At 73.0% G+C, this 17665-nt stretch carries 21 protein-coding genes; 11 read left to right on the top strand and 10 right to left on the bottom strand.

Going from position 1 to position 17665, the window contains the following annotated elements; translation table 11 throughout:
* Window positions 1-7: 7 nt before the first annotated feature.
* Window positions 8-1345, top strand: coding sequence for a uracil-xanthine permease family protein (locus BLV96_RS11260; protein WP_086676995.1), 1338 nt, complete (start codon window positions 8-10; stop codon window positions 1343-1345).
* Here BLV96_RS11260 and BLV96_RS11255 read toward each other — a convergent pair.
* Complete coding sequence (locus tag BLV96_RS11255; protein WP_086676994.1) at window positions 1314-2252, bottom strand: cation diffusion facilitator family transporter; 939 nt, start codon at window positions 2250-2252, stop codon at window positions 1314-1316. The two genes, BLV96_RS11260 and BLV96_RS11255, sit on opposite strands and share 32 nt — an antisense overlap.
* Window positions 2253-2307: 55 nt before the next feature.
* On the opposite strand from BLV96_RS11255, the gene BLV96_RS11250 reads away from it, so the two are divergent.
* The gene (locus tag BLV96_RS11250) at window positions 2308-2658 is read left to right on the top strand and encodes an ArsR/SmtB family transcription factor (protein ID WP_086676993.1); all 351 of its coding nucleotides are present in this window, start codon (window positions 2308-2310) and stop codon (window positions 2656-2658) included.
* On the opposite strand, the gene BLV96_RS11245 is transcribed toward BLV96_RS11250, so the two are convergent.
* Together BLV96_RS11245 and BLV96_RS11240 are read right to left on the bottom strand one after the other, a co-directional pair.
* Window positions 2655-3458 (bottom strand): MerR family transcriptional regulator, encoded by an 804-nt coding sequence (locus BLV96_RS11245; RefSeq protein ID WP_086676992.1) that lies wholly within the window; start codon window positions 3456-3458, stop codon window positions 2655-2657. The genes BLV96_RS11250 and BLV96_RS11245 overlap by 4 nt on opposite strands.
* Window positions 3459-3465: 7 nt before the next feature.
* Window positions 3466-4725 (bottom strand): amidase family protein, encoded by a 1260-nt coding sequence (locus BLV96_RS11240; RefSeq protein WP_086676991.1) that lies wholly within the window; start codon window positions 4723-4725, stop codon window positions 3466-3468.
* Between the two features lie 96 nt (window positions 4726-4821).
* On the opposite strand from BLV96_RS11240, the gene BLV96_RS11235 reads away from it, so the two are divergent.
* From BLV96_RS11235 to BLV96_RS11225, 3 genes are read left to right on the top strand one after another with little or no spacing between them, the layout of a single operon-like run.
* Complete coding sequence (locus BLV96_RS11235) at window positions 4822-5418, top strand: TIGR03086 family metal-binding protein (RefSeq protein ID WP_086676990.1); 597 nt, start codon at window positions 4822-4824, stop codon at window positions 5416-5418.
* A 44-nt stretch (window positions 5419-5462) separates the two neighbouring features.
* Window positions 5463-5642, top strand: a complete 180-nt coding sequence (locus BLV96_RS11230) for a hypothetical protein (RefSeq protein WP_086677029.1) — start codon at window positions 5463-5465, stop codon at window positions 5640-5642.
* 51 nt (window positions 5643-5693) lie between these two features.
* On the top strand, window positions 5694-6140 hold the full coding sequence (locus tag BLV96_RS11225) for a nitroreductase family deazaflavin-dependent oxidoreductase (protein WP_244180166.1): 447 nt from the start codon (window positions 5694-5696) through the stop codon (window positions 6138-6140).
* Window positions 6141-6452: 312 nt separating this feature from the next.
* On the opposite strand, the gene BLV96_RS11220 is transcribed toward BLV96_RS11225, so the two are convergent.
* Window positions 6453-7082, bottom strand: a complete 630-nt coding sequence (locus tag BLV96_RS11220; RefSeq protein ID WP_086676989.1) for a maleylpyruvate isomerase family mycothiol-dependent enzyme — start codon at window positions 7080-7082, stop codon at window positions 6453-6455.
* A gap of 68 nt (window positions 7083-7150) precedes the next feature.
* Window positions 7151-7924 carry an ANTAR domain-containing protein gene (locus tag BLV96_RS11215; RefSeq protein ID WP_244180165.1) on the bottom strand — a complete coding sequence of 258 codons (774 nt, stop codon included), beginning with the start codon at window positions 7922-7924 and terminating at the stop codon, window positions 7151-7153.
* A 166-nt stretch (window positions 7925-8090) separates the two neighbouring features.
* Here BLV96_RS11215 and BLV96_RS11210 point away from each other — a divergent pair, with 166 nt between their 5' ends.
* Window positions 8091-8696: an HSP18 transcriptional regulator gene (locus tag BLV96_RS11210; RefSeq protein ID WP_086676988.1), complete on the top strand. Its 606-nt coding sequence runs from the start codon at window positions 8091-8093 to the stop codon at window positions 8694-8696.
* Window positions 8697-8907: 211 nt separating this feature from the next.
* A complete protein-coding gene (locus tag BLV96_RS49790) occupies window positions 8908-9081 on the top strand; it encodes a hypothetical protein (RefSeq protein ID WP_167379575.1) in 174 nt (57 codons plus the stop codon).
* On the opposite strand, the gene BLV96_RS49785 is transcribed toward BLV96_RS49790, so the two are convergent.
* From BLV96_RS49785 to mdlC, 4 genes are read right to left on the bottom strand one after another with little or no spacing between them, the layout of a single operon-like run.
* Complete coding sequence (locus BLV96_RS49785; protein WP_158104149.1) at window positions 9078-9239, bottom strand: hypothetical protein; 162 nt, start codon at window positions 9237-9239, stop codon at window positions 9078-9080. The two genes, BLV96_RS49790 and BLV96_RS49785, sit on opposite strands and share 4 nt — an antisense overlap.
* 8 nt (window positions 9240-9247) lie before the next feature.
* Entirely contained in the window at window positions 9248-10471 is a 1224-nt protein-coding gene (locus BLV96_RS11200; protein WP_086676986.1) for an MFS transporter, read from the bottom strand.
* Between the two features lie 7 nt (window positions 10472-10478).
* Window positions 10479-11906 carry a benzaldehyde dehydrogenase gene (locus tag BLV96_RS11195; RefSeq protein ID WP_086676985.1) on the bottom strand — a complete coding sequence of 476 codons (1428 nt, stop codon included), beginning with the start codon at window positions 11904-11906 and terminating at the stop codon, window positions 10479-10481.
* A gap of 2 nt (window positions 11907-11908) precedes the next feature.
* Window positions 11909-13483, bottom strand: coding sequence for a benzoylformate decarboxylase (gene mdlC, locus BLV96_RS11190; protein WP_086676984.1), 1575 nt, complete (start codon window positions 13481-13483; stop codon window positions 11909-11911).
* A 97-nt stretch (window positions 13484-13580) separates the two neighbouring features.
* Between mdlC and BLV96_RS11185 the strand changes: the two genes are divergently transcribed.
* From BLV96_RS11185 to BLV96_RS11180, 3 genes are all read left to right on the top strand, one after another.
* The gene (locus BLV96_RS11185; protein WP_086676983.1) at window positions 13581-14471 is read left to right on the top strand and encodes a LysR family transcriptional regulator; all 891 of its coding nucleotides are present in this window, start codon (window positions 13581-13583) and stop codon (window positions 14469-14471) included.
* Between the two features lie 93 nt (window positions 14472-14564).
* Window positions 14565-14684, top strand: a complete 120-nt coding sequence (locus BLV96_RS50590) for a tryptorubin family RiPP precursor (protein WP_244180164.1) — start codon at window positions 14565-14567, stop codon at window positions 14682-14684.
* Window positions 14685-14744: 60 nt separating this feature from the next.
* Entirely contained in the window at window positions 14745-15797 is a 1053-nt protein-coding gene (locus tag BLV96_RS11180) for a cytochrome P450 (RefSeq protein WP_086676982.1), read from the top strand.
* Here BLV96_RS11180 and BLV96_RS50585 read toward each other — a convergent pair.
* The gene (locus BLV96_RS50585) at window positions 15769-16536 is read right to left on the bottom strand and encodes a cellulose-binding domain-containing protein (protein WP_244180163.1); all 768 of its coding nucleotides are present in this window, start codon (window positions 16534-16536) and stop codon (window positions 15769-15771) included. The genes BLV96_RS11180 and BLV96_RS50585 overlap by 29 nt on opposite strands.
* Before the next feature lie 168 nt (window positions 16537-16704).
* On the opposite strand from BLV96_RS50585, the gene BLV96_RS11170 reads away from it, so the two are divergent.
* Complete coding sequence (locus BLV96_RS11170) at window positions 16705-17646, top strand: NmrA/HSCARG family protein (protein ID WP_086676981.1); 942 nt, start codon at window positions 16705-16707, stop codon at window positions 17644-17646.
* The last annotated feature ends 19 nt before the right edge of the window (window positions 17647-17665 follow it).

Genomic DNA, 17665 nt, shown 5'->3' with positions numbered 1-17665 from the left:
GCGAGCCATGACCACCCGCATCACCGTCCCCGTGTCCGCCGAGCCGGTCCCGGTCTTCGATGTCGGCATCGACGACAAGGTCCGCGTCTCCAGCGCCGTCGGGCTCGGCATCCAGAACATCCTCGGCATGGCCGGCCTGCTCATCTTCCCCGCCCTGATCGGCACCGCCTTCAAACTCTCCGCCGCCGACACGGCCTACCTCTACGGCGTCACGTTCATGACCTCCGGCCTGGTGGTCGTCCTCCAGTCGGTGTTCCTGCTGCGACTGCCGATCATCCAAGGCCCGTACGCGGGTTCACTGGCCGCCCTCCTCGCCGTCGGGCACGGGCGCGGCGGCCTCGGCGCGGCCTTCGGGTCGATGGTCGTCGCGGGCCTGATCTGGTGCGTCATCGCCGTCCCGCTCAAGCGGTTCGGGCCCATCACGTACCTGGCGAAGTTCGTGCGCGACCCGATCATCTCCGGCGTGCTCGTCCTGATCCTGGCAACCCAGCTCACGAGCACCGCCCTGCCCAACTGGCTCGGCACCCCCGCGAGTCCCGGTTTCCCGTGGGTGAACCTGCTCGCCGGCGGCGTCGCGGCGGCGCTGGTCATCGCGTTGACGTTGCTGCCCAAGGGAACCCTGCTCCGCCGTGGCGCGGTGCTGGTCGCCGTCGTCGCGGGCACGGTCGTCTACGCCCTCCTCGCGCCGACGAGTTTCGGCGCGGTGGGGGAGAACCTCGGCGTCACGGTGCCGCGCATCTTCCCGTTCGGCTTCGAGGTGCACGGCGACCTCGTGCTGATCTTCTTCATCACGCTGCTGCCGGCGATCGCCGAGAGCATCGCGACCTACGACATCGTCGCCGACTGGGGTGGCCAGGAACTTTCCGGCTACCGCGTCTCGCAAGGCGTGTTCGGCGAAGTCCTCGGCAGCACGGTCGGCGCGGTCTTCGGTGGACTGTCCACTTTGGCCTACCCGGACAACATCGGCCTGCTGCGCGTGACGAAGGTCGGCTCGCGGTACGTCACGCTCGCCACCGGCGTGATCCTGCTGGTGCTGGGCGGGCTCGGCCCGTTCGACCGGCTGCTGCAGGCGGTCCCGCTGCCGGTGCTGGCCGCGGCGGGCACGGTGCTCTTCGGCGTGCTGTTCGCCAGCGCGATCGACGTCCTCTCGGGCGTGCACTGGTCCCGCGACAACCTGATGCTGGCCGGTTTCCCGTTCATCACGGCGATCGGCGGCCTGTTCGTGCCGGCCACGACGCTCAAGGCGATGCCGGCGGTCGTCCAGCTGGTCCTCGCGCAGCCGCTCATCCTCGGCACGGTGCTGCTGGTCGTCCTCAAGCTGGCGTTCGGGTCGCGCCGGAGCTAGCCGGTTCGGTGTGAATGACGACCGCGGTCAGGTGGGGCACCGCGTGCACCATCCGGTGCTCCACCTCGTGCGCGAGCGTGTGGGCGTCGCGGACCGTCAGCTCCGCCGCGACCGCGACCGCCAGCTCGGCCCGCAAGTGGTGCCCGATCCAGCGCATCCGCAGGTCGCGGACCTCGACCACACCGTCCGCTTCGGACGCCGTCCGCTCGGCCAGTTCGACGGCCGCCGGGTCGACGGCGTCCAGCAGCCGCCGGAACACCTCCTTCGCCGCGTCGCGCAGCACGAACACGATGGCGACCGTGATGCCGAGCCCGACGATCGGGTCCGCCGCGGGGAAGCCGAACGCGACTCCGGCCGCGCCGACTACGACGGCCAGGGACGTGAAGCCGTCCGTCCGGGCGTGCACGCCGTCGGCGACCAGCGCGGCCGAGCCGATCTCGCGGCCGACCTTGATCCGGTACCGCGCGACGATCTCGTTGCCGGCGAAGCCGATCACGCCCGCCACCGCGACGACCCACGGGTGCCCGACCGGCTGGGGATCGACCAGCCGCCGCACCGACTCGTACCCGACGAGGACCGCCGAAGCGGCGACGACCAGCACGACGACCACCCCGGCCAGGTCCTCCGCGCGCCCGAGGCCGTAGGTGTAGCGGCGCGTCGCCGCCCGCCGGCCCAGCACGAACGCGATGGCGAGCGGAACGGCGGTCAGCGCGTCGGCGAAGTTGTGGATGGTGTCCCCGAGCAGCGCGACCGACCCGGTGACGAGCACGAGCACCAGCTGCGCGACGGCGGTCGCGAACAGCGCGGCGAACGACCAGGTCAGCGTGCGCAGCCCGCGTCGGCTGGTTTCGAGGGCGTGGTCGACGCGGCCCGCGGAGTCGTGGGTGTGCCCATGTCCGTGTCCCATGGCTGCGAGTCTATCTGCGCACACACGCAGATACGCAAGTAGTAGGGTTCACGGCATGCACGCGTCGCTGCCGGACTTCGACATGCCCACCGACGAGCAGGTCCACCTGGCCGCGGAGTCGTTCCGCCTCCTCGCCGACCCGACCCGCATCAAGGTCCTGTGGGCGCTGCTGCAGGGCGAGTCGTCGGTGGCGTGCCTGGCGGAGCTGGCGGGCGCGGCCCCGACGGCGGTGAGCCAGCACCTGGCGAAGCTACGGCTGGCGGGCCTGGTGCGCGGCCGCCGCGAGGGCACGTTCGTGTACTACTCGGCGGCGGACGACCACGTGCGCGGCCTGCTGGCCCAGGCCCTGCACCACGCGGACCACCTGGACCGCGACCTGCCGGCCGAGCACGCCCACCGGCCCTAGCCGATCGGTTCCTGCAGCTCGGTCACCCAGCCGGCCGGATTCTCGGGGCAGTCCAGGTACAGCTCCCGCTGCGGTCCCGCCGACGCGAGCCCCCGCTCGTCGATCCACCGGACCACCGCCTGCCAGCTCGGCAGGACACCGTCGATGGCGCCGTGGTGGACCAGTGTTGCCGCCCTCGTCGCCGGGAGGTCCGCCACCGTCAACCCGTTCAGGTCGCCCGAACCCACCGACGCCGGGACCGCCGCGTGCACGACGACCTCGTCCTCGGCGCGCTGCTCGTAGTAGCACGTCAGCCGTCCCGCCGGGGTGACGTCGGCCGCGGGGAGGCGGCGGCCCAGTTCCGCGCAGAGCGGGCGGACCACCGGGCCGATCGCCTCCGGCGCGAACCCCGCCGCGACGCCCGACAGCTCCACCACCCGCATCGCCGGCAGCTCCTTGACCACGACGTCGGGCGCGCTTCCTTCCGTTTCGATCGTCCGCAACCGGGCCTCGACCTGCGCGAGCCGCGCCGCACCCTCCGCCAGCGCGGCCTCCAGTTCCGCGCGGCGCAGCGTCAGCATCCCGCGCACCTGCTCGGCCGGGATCTCGTCGGCCAGCAGCGTCGCCACCTGGTCGAGGGTGAACCCGAGGTCCTTCAGCGCGACGATCCGGTTGAGCCGCGCCAGCTGCTCCGCCGCGTAGCTGCGGTAGCCGGTCGCGGGGTCGACGCGCGCGGGGCGCAGCAGCCCGAGTGCGTCGTAGTGGCGCAGCATCCGGACCGACACGCGGCCGTGGCGGGCGAAGTCACCGATCGAGAACATGCGCCGATCATCCCGCGGGTGGGACGAACCCGCCGACGACGTCCGCGGCGAGCTCGGCGAACGTGATCGCGGTGTCGTCCTCGTGGGACGGTCCGATCACCTGCAGCCCGGCCGGCAGCGGCCCGCCGATCGGCGCGCTCAGCGCCGGCAGCCCGGGCAGCGACGCCTGCGCGATCCAGAACACCTGGTCGTCGTAGCGGCGGCGGTCGTCGTGTGCGGGCGCCGTCGTGAACACCGTCGGGCAGAGGAAGACGTCGACGTCCGCGAAGTAGCCGGCCCAGGCCGTGCCCAGCGCCGCCCGCTGCCGCTCCTGCTCGTCGGCGCCGTCCGGTTCGCGGCCTTTCTGCGCGGCGAAGAACCACTCGACCTGGTAGCCGAACGCGTCCGCCTGGACGACCGGATCGACGCCGTCCGGCCAGCCTTCGACGACGTGCACGCCGGCCTCGGCCAGCGCGTCGACGGCGTTCGACAAGGCCGCGCCGACCTCGCCGGTGACCGGGCAGGCCGGGTCGTCGAGCACCACGCCGACGCGGAAGTCCGCGAGCCGCGACCGGCGGGCCGGCGCGAGAGGGCCGCCGGTGACGCTCAGCGCGAGCCGCAGGTCGCCGGCCGACCGGGCCAGCGGACCGACCACCGACGGGAACTCCCGGGCGAGGTCGGTGAACGGCCCTGGCGGTTGGAAACCCCGCAGCGGCACGGTTCCCGGCGTCGGCTTGAGGCCGTGGACGCCGCAGTAGGCGGCCGGGATCCGGATCGACCCGGCCAGGTCGGAGCCGTACTCCACAAAGGACAGTCCGGCGGCGAGGGCGGCCGCCGCGCCACCGCTCGAGCCGCCCGGCGTCCGCGTGGGGTCCCGGGGGTTGACCGTCCGGCCGTAGATCGGGTTCTCGGTCCGGCCGAAGTCGGAGAGCAGGTGGTGCACGTTCGACTTCCCGGCGACGATCGCGCCCGCCGCCTGCAGTCGTTCGACGACGACGGCGTCCCGGTCCGCGACTGCTTCGGCGAACGCGGGCTCGCCCCAGGTCGTCGCCATGCCCGCGACCGCGAAGGCGTCCTTGATCGTCATCGGGACGCCGTGCAAGGGGCCGCCGGTGGTCACGTCGGCGCGCGAAGCGGCTTCGAGTGCGAAGTCGCGTCGGGTCGCGACGACGGCGTTGACGTCGGAGGCGTCGATGCGCGCGAAGAGCTGTTCGGTGAGCTCACGCGAGGAGAGCGCGCCCCGGCGGAGGTCGGCGGCCACCTCGGTGGCGGTGCGGAAGAACGTCATGGGTCCGGAGATACGGGCTGACACGGTGTCAGAGTCAACTGTCGAGTCCGGCCGCGCTCGTTCGTCCTCGAAGAAAGCCCTCGAAGAAGGAGTGAAATGGACACGATGGACTTGTACCGGCGCGCCCAGGACGAGTTCGACGCGGTACTGGCGGCGGTGCGGGACGACCGGTGGGACACGCCGTCGGCGTGCGCGGAGTGGTCGGTGCGCGACGTCGCCGGGCACGTCGTCTGGGGCCAGCGCCAGCTGCGGGCCTGGGCGAGCGGCGAAGACTACGCCGAGACCGCGGGCGCGCCGGGCGCTCCCCACCCCGCGGTGCTGGCCGCGACGGACCCCGTCGGGACGTGGCGGGCCGCGTCGGTCCGGACGCTGACCGAGACCGAGCTGGGCCGTCCGGTTTCGCTGCCCGGCCTGGGCGAGGTGCCGGTCGCCGGGATCGTGCCGCTGCTGATCACCGATCTGGTCGCGCACAGCTGGGACGTCGACCAGGACGTGCGCCTCCCATCGGACCTGGTGGCGGTGGCGTTCGAGTGGGCGCGGGCGAACGTCGTGCGCCGGCCGGGGTTCTTCGGCCCGGAACTCGAGCCGCCCGCAGGCGCCGACGAGCAGACGCGGATGCTGGCCTTCCTGGGCCGCCGGGTGCCGGTGGCCGCTGGGGTTTCCGGTTCGCGCCCCGGTGGTAGCCAGGAGTGATCGCCGTCCGAACGGCGGACGGCGCACTGGCGGAGGGAAAACCGATGCCGACCGCAGATCGCCTGACCGCACCCCCGGCGCCACCCGAGCCGGCCCCGCCGGATCCCGCCGCGCCGGACCCGTCGCTGCCCGGCCCGGACCCGGACTTGCCGGCGCCGGAGCCGGGCACGCCGGTGCCGGACCCGCTGCCGCCGGAAACGCAGCCGGGCCCGGAGCGCCACTGACATGGATCACAGATAATACGAGTTACGTATGATCTGGTGTACGGTCGTGGCATGACGACAGCGCAGAACTACCGGCGGATGGTCAACGCCGGCAACAAGATCGTGGTGGGGTTGCAGCGGCTCGGGGTCGCGTTCGGCCCGATGCAGCTGCTCACCGTCCCGGGCCGGAAAACGGGCGTGCCGCGCACGTTCCCGATCGCGGTGATCCCCATCGACGGCGGCCGGTACATCTTCCAGGCGTACCCGAAGGCGGCCTGGGTGGCGAACGCCCGCGCGGCGGCCGAGGTGACGCTCACCCGCGGCCGCCGCACGTCCCCGGCCCGCCTGACGGAGGTGCCGGTGGAGGAGCGCCGCCCGCTGTTGCGCCGGTTGGTGGCGGACAGCCCGGCGAGCGTCGGGAAGAGGCTGGTGACAACGGGGTTGGCCGAGGCGGCGACCCCGGACGCGGCCGCGGCGGCGGCGGAGCGCATCGCGGTGTTCCGGGTCGAGCCGGTCTGAGTGTCCCGGGCCGGGCGGCGAGCTGATCGAGCGCGGGTCTGAGCCGCCCGGCGCCGGCTCAGGCCGCTCGACGCCGGGACGCGAGCTGCCCAACCCTCGGCGGCTTAGCCGCTCCGGCCTGGCGGTACCTCATCGAGCCGGTCTAAGCCGGCCGGCATCGGGGGTCGCGAGCTGTCCAACCCCCGGCGGCGGCGCCGGACAGTCGCTTCAGCGCGGCCGCTCGGAGCGGGTCTGAGCGGCGAGCTGTTCGGAGCCGGACAGCCACTCCGGCGCGGCCGCCCGGAGCTGGTCTGAGCCGCCGGGTGACCCCGCTCAAGCCGTTCGGCACCGGGCCGCGAGCTCCTCGACCCCGGCGCCGGACAGTCGCTCCACTGCGGCCTCCCGCCCGGTCATCGCCATCACCAGCGCGAGCATCGGCCCCCGCACCTCCGGCCCGCTCCCGGCCGACCAGTCCGCGTCGTCGGCCCGCAACGACAGCCCCGCGACCCGGCTCTTCGCCCCGATCAGCAGGTTCGACCGCCGGTAGAACCCGGCGACCCGGATCAATGTCTCAGCCGGGAACTCGCGGGTCAGCCCGAGCGGCCACCGGATGTCCGTCCCGTGCACGACGACCTCGCCCAGCCACGAATCCGCCGGCCCCGGCGGACCCGTCGTGGCGGTGACGTGCGCGCGCAGCCGGGCGAGTGTCGCCTCCGGACCGCCGGCCGTCTCGCGGGCGATGTTCCGGCTCGTCATCGCCGAGAACCGGAACCCGGAGGCGGCCAGCCGCCCGAAGAACGTGACCGGGGTCAGCGTCGCGATCGAGACCAGGTGGCCGAGCACGTCGTGCACCGTCCACTCGCGACACAGCGAGCGCGTCGACCAGGCCATCACGTCCGCGAGGTCGTCGGCCAGTGCGGCGCGTTCCCGGTGGATGCCGGGCCAGGGGCCGGAGTCCGCCATCGGACCTCCTCGGGCCGTCCGGGATCGGCGATCCCGGTGCACGCAGGTCGTCCGCGAGGCCGCGGGCGTTACAGGCCGGCCAGCTCCGCCGGGCCGCCCTCGAACGCCCGCAGGACCTGTTCGGCGGCGACGCGCGCGGCGGGGCTCGGCTCGATCGTGCGGTCGCCGTCGGGCTGCGGCGCCGGTGCGCCGGCCAGCAGTTCCACCAGGGCGACGGCGAGTTCGCGCACCTTGACGTTGAACTGCTGGCTGGCGCGCCGCAGCGTCGCCCACGCCTCGTCGGGGTCGCAGCGGCGCAGGGCGATCACGATGCCCTTCGCCTCCTCCAGTGCGGCCCGCGACTGCAGGAGGTCCAGCATCTGCTCGGTCCGGTCCGGCCGGGCCGCTTCGGCGACGACCAGCGCCATCGCCGTGAACCTTTCGTGCCGCTTCAACACCTTCAACGTCTCTTCGGTGGCGGGCCGGTCGAGCGTCACCGACAGCACCAGCCGGCCCTCGGTGTCCCACGGCGCGGGCAGCGCGGCGACACCGCGGACGCGCGTCCAGTCCACTTCGGAGTGGCGTTCGAGCAAGGCGTCCAGCGTGAGCGACGGCCAGCGTTCGTCGGCGAAGACGTCCGCGGTGACGACCGGCAGGCCCGTGTCGCCGGCCGCTTCGACCGGCCCGCCGAGCTCGTCCAGCTGGACCGGGACGAAGACGTCCGCGAGCCCGTGGGCGGCGGCCAGGCGCAGCGGCAACCCGTGGTGGTGCACGGAAACCGCCGCACCGACGGTGCCCGGCACGTCGGCGGCGATCCGCGCCAGGAGCTCTTCGAGCAGCGCGGTCACGGACTCGGTGGTCACGGGCCCGTCAGGCCGCGATCCGCCGGCTTCCGCCGGAGCTGGGGTCGCGAAACGATCCTGCGCGCATCATCATCGGAGCCACCTCCGGGAACTCGACGAACGGTGTTGTCTGTTCTAGCATGTCATCACCTTGATGACAACATTGAGGTCGTCGGAAGGATGACGAATGGGTGATAGTGATCCCGCCGGCGCGGTGAGCCGGATCCACGACGTGGTAGCGGCGGCCCGTGCGGGCACCGCGGACCGGGAGGACCTGCTGGCGGCGTTGACGGATCTGCGCGTGTTGCGCGAGGAGCTGGCCGGCTGGGAGCCGGAGCTGATCACGGCGGCCCGCACCGCCGGCGCGAGCTGGGTGGCGCTGGCCCCGGCGCTGGGAGTGGCCAGCCGCCAGGCCGCGGAACGGCGCTACCTGAGGCTGCAGCCGTCGGACACGGGCGAGAAGACGGGCGAGGCGAGAGTCGACGCGGAGCGCGACCGCCGGGCGGGCGACCGGGCGGTCGCCGACTGGGCCCGCCGCAATTCGGCGAGCCTGCGCAAGCTGGCCGGCCGCGTGAGCGCGTTGGACGGCCTCGACCCGGCGGCGCAGGAGAGCGCGGACCGCCTGGGAACGGCCCTGGGCGACGACGACCCGGCGACGCTGCTGCCCCCGCTGGCCGCGGCCCGGTCCCAGCTGGCGGCCGATCACGCGGGATTGGCGGAGGAATTGGGGGAGGTTTCGGAGGAGACGGCCCGCCTCCGTCGCGACGCGGCCGACCGGCGGGCGAAGGACTGAGCCGGGGAAGAGCGGCGCCGCCGATCAGCCGCCGCCCCCGTCGGCAGCCAAGCCGCTCAGGCCGCCTCGCCGGCCCGGCGCCGAACCACGCGCCGACCAAGCTCCCGCCCCTCCGGCCTCATCCGCCCTCGATGGTGGCCGGGCTGGTCCGCACGCTCGCCATCGGCCGGCCGGGTGTCTGAGTCCCGCCGTGATCGGGTACCACCCCGGCATGGACGACAAGATCCCCGACCGCACCGAAACCCGCGCCGAGCTGCTGCCGGAGGAGCAGGCCGCCGACAGCGCCGACCCCGAAGCCCAGGCCCGCCAGGTGCTAGAGGACTCAGACCGCCGCACCGAGGACCCGAAGCCCACGATGCGCCGGCGTCCCGAGGAGACGGCCTAGTCGTCGCCGCGGAAGTTCTCGTGCGCGCCGGGGTGGCCCGGTCGCGCGCGAGCTTCCTCGTCCTCCAAGGGACCTTCCGGCTCGTCACGGCGGGGTGGCACCTCGACCGGATTGCCGCTCGAGTCCACTTCGCCGGTTTCATCGTGGGGTTCGGTCATCTTCGCGGCTACCCCGCGGACACCGGCGTCAACCGCGACGACTCCCGCGTCCCGCCCCGCAGCATCAGCACCGCGACCAGCCCGAACGCGGCCACGACGGCGAAGAAGTAGAAGCCCCACGGGTACGCGACCCCGGCGGTGACCAGCGCGCCGGTCACGAACGGCCCGAGGATCGAACCGAGCCGCCCGACCGCCGACGTCAGCCCGAGCGCCGTGCCCCGCGCCTGCGCCGGGAACGCCTGGGCGACGTACCCGTAGATCAGCACCTGCGCGGAGAACACGAACACGCCGGTGAGCAGCACGACCGCGTTGAGCACGAACGCGTTGCCGATCTTCAGGCTCAGCGCCGCGAGCAGCACGGCGCCGGCGCCGAACCAGATCCGGGCGATCGGCCGGATGCCGAACCGGTCGGCGATCGTGCCGGCCAGCACCAGCCCGAGCACCGCGCCGATGTTGAGCACCAGCAGCAGCGTGATCGACGTCGAAATCGGGTAACCCGCGGTCCGCATCAGCTGCGGCAGCCACGTGTTGAGTCCGTAGACCAGCAGCAGCCCCATGAACGACCCCGTCCACACGGCGATGCTGATCCGCCGGAACCGCGCGCCCAGCAGGTCCCGCAGCCCGACGCGCTCGGTTTCCGGCTGCTCGCGAGCCGCCAGGTACGCCGCGGATTCGGGCAGCTTCCACCACATCAGCGGCACGGCCACCAGCCCGGCGATCCCGCCGCCGTAGAACAGCACGTGCCAGTCTTCCTTCGCGTACAGGGCGAGGATGGACGTCAGCACCGCGCCGACGTGGTAGCCGGTCATCGTGAACGTGCTCGCGCTGGCGCGGCGCCGCGCGGGCAGGTTCTCCGACATCACGGTCAGCGCCACCGGCATGCACGCGCCGAGCCCGAGCCCCGCGACGAACCGGAAGACCCCGAACATCGCGACGCTCGACGCCACCGGCGTCAGCAGGGTGAACACCGAGAACAGCAGGACCGAGCCGATGAGCATCACGCGGCGGCCGAAGCGGTCGGTGAGCGGCCCGAGGCACGCGGCGCCGACCGCCACGCCGACGAGCGAGACGGTGGCGACCGCGGTGGCGCCGGCCGCGGTGAAGCCGAGGTAGCCGCTCTTGAGCAGGGTCGGGATGGTGGCGCCGAGCGCGACCAGGTCGTAGCCCTCGAGCAGGACGGTCAGCCAGCAGAGGACCGCCGTCCACACGGGACGGGAAGACGTCGTTGTCATGGTTTCCTCAGAACGGGTAGCCGGCGATGTCCGCGCGGACGGTCAGCCACTGGGTTTCGGTGAAGGCTTCGATGTTGGCCTGGGCGCCGCCGAAACGGGAGCCGTTGCCGGAGTCGCCGACGCCGCCGAACGGCGCGGTGGGCTCGTCGCCGACGGTCTGCTCGTTGATGTGCACCTTGCCCGAGCGGACCTCGTCGGCGAGCGTCATCGCGGTGCCGACGTCGCCGAGGATGCCGACCGACAGGCCGTACTCGGAGTCGTTGACCAGGCGCGCGGCCTCGTCGAGGTCGCGGTAGGCGCGCACCGGCGCGACCGGGCCGAAGATCTCCTCGCGCCACGCCGGGGTGTCGTCGGAGAGTCCGAAGAGGACGGTCGGCGGGTAGAACGGCGCGTCCGGCTTGCCGCCGGCCAGCACGCGCGCACCGGCCGCGACACTGCGGTCGACGACGTCGGTGACGTGCGCGAGCTGCCGGTCGTCGATGATCGGGCCCAGCGCGACCTCGCCGGTGGCCGGGTTGCCGACCGGCAGCCGCCGCGCCTTCGCCGCCAGCGCTTCGACGTATTCGTCCACTTGGGACTCGTGGACGAGGTGCCGCCCGGTCGTCATGCAGATCTGGCCCTGGTGCAGGAACGAGCCGAACGCGCCGGCGGACGCGGCCTTGGCGACGTCGGCGCCGGGCAGCACGACGAGCGCGTTGTTGCCGCCCAGCTCCAGGTGGACGCGCTTGAGCGAGCGCGCGGCGGCCTCGCCGACCTTCCGCCCGGCCGCCGTCGAGCCGGTGAACGACACGACCGACACCTCGGGCGCGTCGACGACCGCGGCGCCGACGGCGGCGTCACCGGGAAGCAGGTGCAACAGGCCCGCGGGTAGCCCGGCCTCCTCGAAGACGCGCACGATGCTCACCCCGCCGGACACCGCGGTGCGCAGGTCCGGCTTGAGCAGCACGGCGTTGCCGAGCGCGAGGGCGGGCGCGACCGAGCGGATCGCCAGGATCAGCGGGAAGTTGAACGGCGAGATCACCGAAACCACCCCGGCCGGGACGCGCCGGGCCAGCGACCAGCGCGGTTCGCCGGTGCTCAGCACCTCACCGCGCGGGTGGGTCGGCAACGCGGCGGCCTCGAAGCAGATCCCGGCCGCCATCTCCGTTTCGATCCCGGCCTTGGGCCGCGTCGAACCGGCCTCGCGGACGATCCAGTCCTGCACCTCGGCGGCGTGCGCCTCCCACAGCTCACCCGCGCGGCGCAGCACCGCGGCGCGCTCGGCGGGCTTGCGCCGGGCCCAGTCGCGCTGGGCCTCGGCAGCCGCGCGGGCCGCCTCGGCGACGTCGCCGGGAGTCGCGATGCCCACGTGGCCCAGGGTTTCCCCGGTCGCCGGTTCGACGACCGCGTGGGTCCCGCCGCTGCCGAGGAGGAATTCGCTGTCCAGCAAGGTCATGATCACTCCGGTGTGGTCGGTTCGGTGTCGACCTGGATCAGCCGCGGGCCGTCCGGGGTCGTCTTGAGCTGGGCGTGCAGGTCGTCGACGTCGGCGGCCGTCGTCGCGGGGACGCCGTAGCCGGCGGCGATGGCGGTGAAGTCGAGCCCGGGGATCTCGGTGCCGGGCACGTCCGGCGTCCCGAGCAGCTCGCCGAACCAGCGCAACGCGCCGTAGACGCCGTTGCGCAGGATCACGAACGTGACCGGGACGCGGTAGTGCGCGGCGGTCCAGAGCGCCGTGATGCCGTAGTTGGCCGAGCCGTCGCCGATGACGCCGACGACCGGGCGGTCCGGGCTGCCCATCGCGACACCCACGGCGGCGGGCAGGCCGAACCCGAGGCCGCCGGCGGCGGGGAAGAAGTAGGACCCTTCGCGGCGCAGGTCCATCTGCCGCCACCACGCCGAGTTCGTCGACGTCGACTCGACGACGTACCGGGTGTCGGCGGCCTGGGTTTCGCGCAGCGCGGCGAAGACCTGCTCGGGGTGCAGAGCCTTCTCGGCCGTCTTGGGCTCGGGGTTGTCGACGTAACCGCTTGCCGCGTTGCGGGCCGGGATCTTCCGCAGCAGTGCTTCGATCACCGGAGCCGGGTCGGCGACCAGCGCCTCGCCCATCGGCGCACGGGCCGCGGCGCCGAAGTCGTCGGTCACCTGGACCAGCCGCGTGCCCTCCGGCAGGTAGGCGCCGGGAACGTACTGGTGGTAGCGGAAGACGGGCGCGCCGAGCACGAGCACGAGGTCGTGCCCGGTCAGCGCGTCCGAAACCGAAGCGATGCCGGCCGGCAGCACGCCGCGGAAGAGCGGGTGCCGGTTGGGGAAGGGCAGCCGGTGCGGCGACGGCGCCACCCAGGTCGGTAGGCCGAGGTGCTCGGCCAGGGCGACGGCGCGGTCGAACAGGCCGAGCGTGTCGATGTCCCCGCCGAGGACGAGCGCGGGGTTCTTCGCTTTCGTAAGGCTCGTCGCGAGGTTGTCGAGCTGGGCTCCGCTCGGCATGAGTCCTCTTTGGACGTTCCGGTCGAGCGTCACGGCGGCGTTCGCGTCGAGTTCGACAGCCCAGTCGTCGTAGGGCACCGAGAGGTAGCTCGGGCGCCGGTGCAGCTCGGCCTCGAACACGGCCTGGGCGAGCGAGCGCGGGACGTCCTCGGCGCAGCTCGGCTCGCCGGACCAGGCGGCCAGCGGGCGCATCAGCTGCGTGGCGTCGACGTTGGCGAGCATCGCCTCCATCCCGATGGCCGCGCGGACCTGCTGGCCGGCGGTGAGCACCAGGGGGGAGCGCGAGTAGACGGCGTTGGTCAGCGCGCCCATGGCGTTGCCCGAGCCGGCGGCCGCGTGCAGGTTGACCAGCACCGGGCGGCCGGTGGCCTGGGCGTAGCCGTCGGCCATCCCGACGACGGCGCCTTCGTGCAGGCCGAGGACGTAGGTGAAGCCGTCCGGCAGCTCGGCGAGGAACGGCAGCTCGTTGGAGCCGGGGTTGCCGAAGATCGTGGTCAGGCCGCGGCGGTGCAGGAACTCGTGGGCGAGCCGGCGGGCGGTGGGCATGCGCTGTCCTCCTCGGGCGGGTTGGACCAGACCCTAGGGAGACGGCGGCGTGTGTTCCAATAAATGTTGTCTCGGTGGTTCATAGACAGGATCGATGATGCGCGACTTCGACCTCAACCTGGTGCGCACGTTCGTGCTGCTCTACGAGACCCGCAGCGTCACCGCGACGGCGGAATCCCTGCACGTCACGCAGCCGACGATCAGCTACAGCCTGCAGAAGCTCCGGCGCCGGTTTTCCGACGAGCTGTTCCGCCGCACGGGCGGCGGCCTGGTCCCGACGACGACGGCCCGCGCGCTGTACGAGCCGCTGCACAGCGCGCTGTCGGGCATCGAAACGGCGGTCAGCGGCGCGTGGTCGTTCTCGCCTTCGACCGCTCGGGCGGCGTTCACGCTGTGCCTGTCCGACCTGGGGGAGATCTCGCTGCTGCCGCGCCTGATGGCGGCGCTGCCTTCGCGTGCTCCCGGCGTGACACTGACCGTCCGGCCGCTCGACGTCGACGGCGCCGCGGACCAGCTCGGCCGCGGCGAGATCGACGCGTTCATCGCGTCCCCGCTGATCAGCTCCCAGCGCGTCGCCCGCGTCCCGCTGTTCTCCGAGGGCTACCTGGGCATGGTGGCGCAGGACCACCCGCGGCTGGGTGCGTCGGTGGACTTCGATGCGCTGGCGGCGGAGCGTCACGTGACGGTGTTCGGCCCCACCGGCCACGACGGCCCCCGCCGCGCCCTGGAGGCGCATGGGCTCCTGGACCGGGTGGTCCTGGAGGTGACGCGCTTCGCGGCGCTGCCGTACCTGGTCCAGGACGGCGAGCTGGTGGCGATGGTGCCCCGGCTGGTGGCCGAGAGGTTCGCGGCCCAGCACCGCGTCCGGCTGTTCGAGCTGCCCCTGGAGGTCGAGCCGGCCCAGGTATCGGTGTACACGCGCCACACGCACGCCCGAAGCCCGGCACAGCATTGGCTTGTGACATTCATGCGTGAAGTGCTCAGCTGATTTAACACGCATTTTTCACTCGTGCCCTTTTCCCACCGAAAGGTCTGGGCCGATCGTGTAGTGCTTGGTGCTGAACCGATCCCGTCCTGCCTAGTGTCGATCACGGTCCTGAAAACCGAACTAGGGAGGAATCCGGTGAAGCTCGTCCGCCTGGTGAAGAAAGCGCTTCCCAAGAAGAGCCTGAAGGCCTACGCCTGGTACGGCTGGATCTGATCGCGCGGCCGGTCCCGGTCACCGGGACCGGCCCCCGTTCCCCTTCGAGGAGTGCCGAACGTGGTCATCGCCCCCGCCCACCGCGCGGTCGTCTTCGCACCCCGCCTGGAGAACCTGCTGCGCGAGCACCGGGACGACGGGCTGTTCCGCCTCGAGCCGGACACCGTCGGGATCGCCGATCCGGAGCTGATGGACGCCGTGCTGCGCGCCCGCCCGGCGAACGCCGAGGAGCGCCCGACGTTCAAGCCGGTGCTGGGCCGCCCGGTCACCCGCGCCGAGTCCGCGAGCCTGATGCAGGCGCTGGGCGCGGACGTCCGGGCCGCGCTGAAGCGCCCCGCCGACGACCCCGATCTCACCGGTGCGTGGCCCGCCGTGCCCCACGACTACCTGCGTCGATTCGTCTTCGGACCCGAGACGCGCCGGTTCCGCGTGCTCGTCGACCGTCGCCTGGAGCTGACGCCGAAGCTGACGTGGTCGGCCGTCGCCGCCGGGGCCGCGCTGGCCCGCCGGCCGGGCCCGGACGCGGAGCTGTCCACGCTCGCCCGGCAGGTCCTGGCCGCGGAAACCCTGGCCGAGCGGCGGTTCCGGATGTACCTCTACCGCCGGGTCGCCGCGCCGATCTGCTTCACCGTCGCCGCGCTGGTGACCAACGCGGTGTGGCTGGGCGCGCCGTTCGACGACGACGTCCCGAACGAGTGGGTGATCAACGAGGCGCTCCGGCTGCTGCCGCCGTCGTGGAACGTCCTGCGCGTCCGCTCGCCGGAGTTCACCGAGGTGGACGCCCGCATCACGCCCGGCGACGACGTCCTGCTGCTGCCGCTCCTGAGCCACCGGTCACCGGCGCTCTGGGAAGCGCCGGACGAATGGCGGCCCCGGCGCTGGGCCGACCTCGACGCCGATCGCCACCCGGGCTACCTGCCGTTCGGGCACGTCAGCGAGCGCTGCTGGGGCCGGCACCTCGTGCTGCCGCTCGCGAGCCGCCTGCTCGACGTCGTCCGCGCCGAGGGGTTGCTGCCCGACCCGCGCCGCACCCGCGCCCGCGTCGAGCTGGACGGCCTGCTGGAGCTGGCCGACGTGCGGATGATCAGCCCGCGTCGCAGCGGGCGCCGTTGAGGGTGAACGCCGTCGGCGCCGGGTTCCCGTGGTCGAAAGCCCCGTTCAACCCGGTGCTCACGGTCGCCCCCGGCGCGAGAACGCCGTTGTAGGACTCGGCGTTCACGGTCACCCGGCTCCCGCTCTGGCCGTACTTGCCGTCCCAGCCGTGGGTGACCCGCTGCCCCGCGGTGAACGTCCAGGTGAGCGTCCACGGCGACAGCGTCTGGTCGCTCTTGTTGGTGATGGTGACGTCCGCGGTGAAGCCGTCGTTCCACTGGTCGCGCACGGCGAAGCGCACGACGCACGTGGAGGCGGCGACCGGTGGTGGCGGCTTGGGCGCGGCTGAAGTCGACGCGGGCGTGGAAGTCTGGCGCAGCACGGACGGGATCGGCGTCGGACTCGGCCGGCTCAGCGCGGGAGTGGTCGGACGCGGCGTCGTCGCCGGCGCGAGCGGGTCCTGCGGCGTGGCTTGTCGCTGCTGCGCGCCGCCCGACGTCACCGCGATGACCACGAGGCTGCCGAGCACCACGACGGCGCCCGCGAACGCGGAGATCCACCGGATCCGCCGGCCGGCCCGTTGCTGGCCGGCCGCGGCCTCGCGGGCCCGCTGCTCGAGCCGTTCGCGGTAGCCGTCGCCGGTGTCCTCCTCGCGGAACGGCGCGGCCGCGGGCGGCCCGCCGAGCGAGCGCGGCGTCGCGCCCGTCTCCCGGAGCAGCTCGGCGACGGAGATCTCGTCGTCGTCCCGCCGCCGACCCATCCGAAAACCTCCCGTTCCGCGGCCCGACCGGCGAATCCTAGGAAGCGGCGGCGACCTTGTAAACCGTGTGCACGCGGCGTGCACCCGCCGTGCACGAGACGCAGACACCGCGGCGGTTACCTGGGGCGGTGGCCGGAACGCGCCGGCCCGATCCGGAGGAGGTTCCCGATGTCCGACCCGAAGATCATCGCCGTCGTCGGCGCGACCGGCCAGCAGGGCGGCGGCCTGGCCCGCGCGATCCTCGACGACCCGGAGCAGCGCTTCAAGCTGCGCGCGCTCACCCGCAACCCGGACTCCGCGGCCGCGCAGGCATTGGCCGCCCGCGGCGCCGAAGTCGTCGCCGCCGACCTGGACGACGAAGCGAGCCTGACGAAGGCCTTCGAAGGCGCGTACGGCGCTTACCTCGTCACGGCGTTCTGGGAGTACAACTCCGTCGAGCGCGAACAGCACCAGGCCCGCGCGATGGCCGCGGCGGCGAAGGCGACGGGGCTCGGGCACGTGATCTGGTCGACCCTGCCCGACACCCGCCTGCACCTGCGCGACGACCGCGTCCCGACGCTGCACGAGCGGTACAAGGTCCCGCACTTCGACAGCAAGGCCGAGGCGGAGGCGTTCTTCGTCGAGGCGGGCGTCCCGACGACGTTCCTCTCGACGACGTTCTACTTCGAGGCCTTCCTCGACTTCTTCCGCCCGGTCCGCGACGACGACGGCGTCGTCGCGCTGCACCTCCCGATGGCCGACCGGCGGCTGCCGGGCATCGCGTCGGAGGACATCGGCCGGACGGCGTTCGGCGTATTCGCGCAGGGCCCGTCGCTGGCCGGCGAGACGATCAGCATCTCGGGGGAGAACCTGACCGGCGAGCAGTACGCGGCGGCGTTCGCCAAGGAACTCGGCACGGAGGTCGCGTACCGGCCGATGAGCGTCGAGGCCCTGCGCGCGTCGGGCTTCCCGGGCGCGGACGACCTGTCGAACATGTTCTTCTACTACGCCGAGCACGAAGACGCCTTCGCCGGCGCGCGCGACCCCGAAGCGGTCCGGAAGCTCAACCCGCGTCTGCAGGACTTCGCGACCTGGCTCGCTGCGCGACGGGACGCCTTCAAGGGACTGTGACGGAATACCGATCCGCGGC

The sequence above is a fragment of the Amycolatopsis pretoriensis genome, assembly GCF_900107925.1.
In the GTDB taxonomy this organism is placed as follows: Bacteria; Actinomycetota; Actinomycetes; order Mycobacteriales; family Pseudonocardiaceae; genus Amycolatopsis; species Amycolatopsis pretoriensis.
Note: the sequence above shows the minus strand (reverse complement) of the source record. Positions and strands in the feature narration are given on the sequence as shown.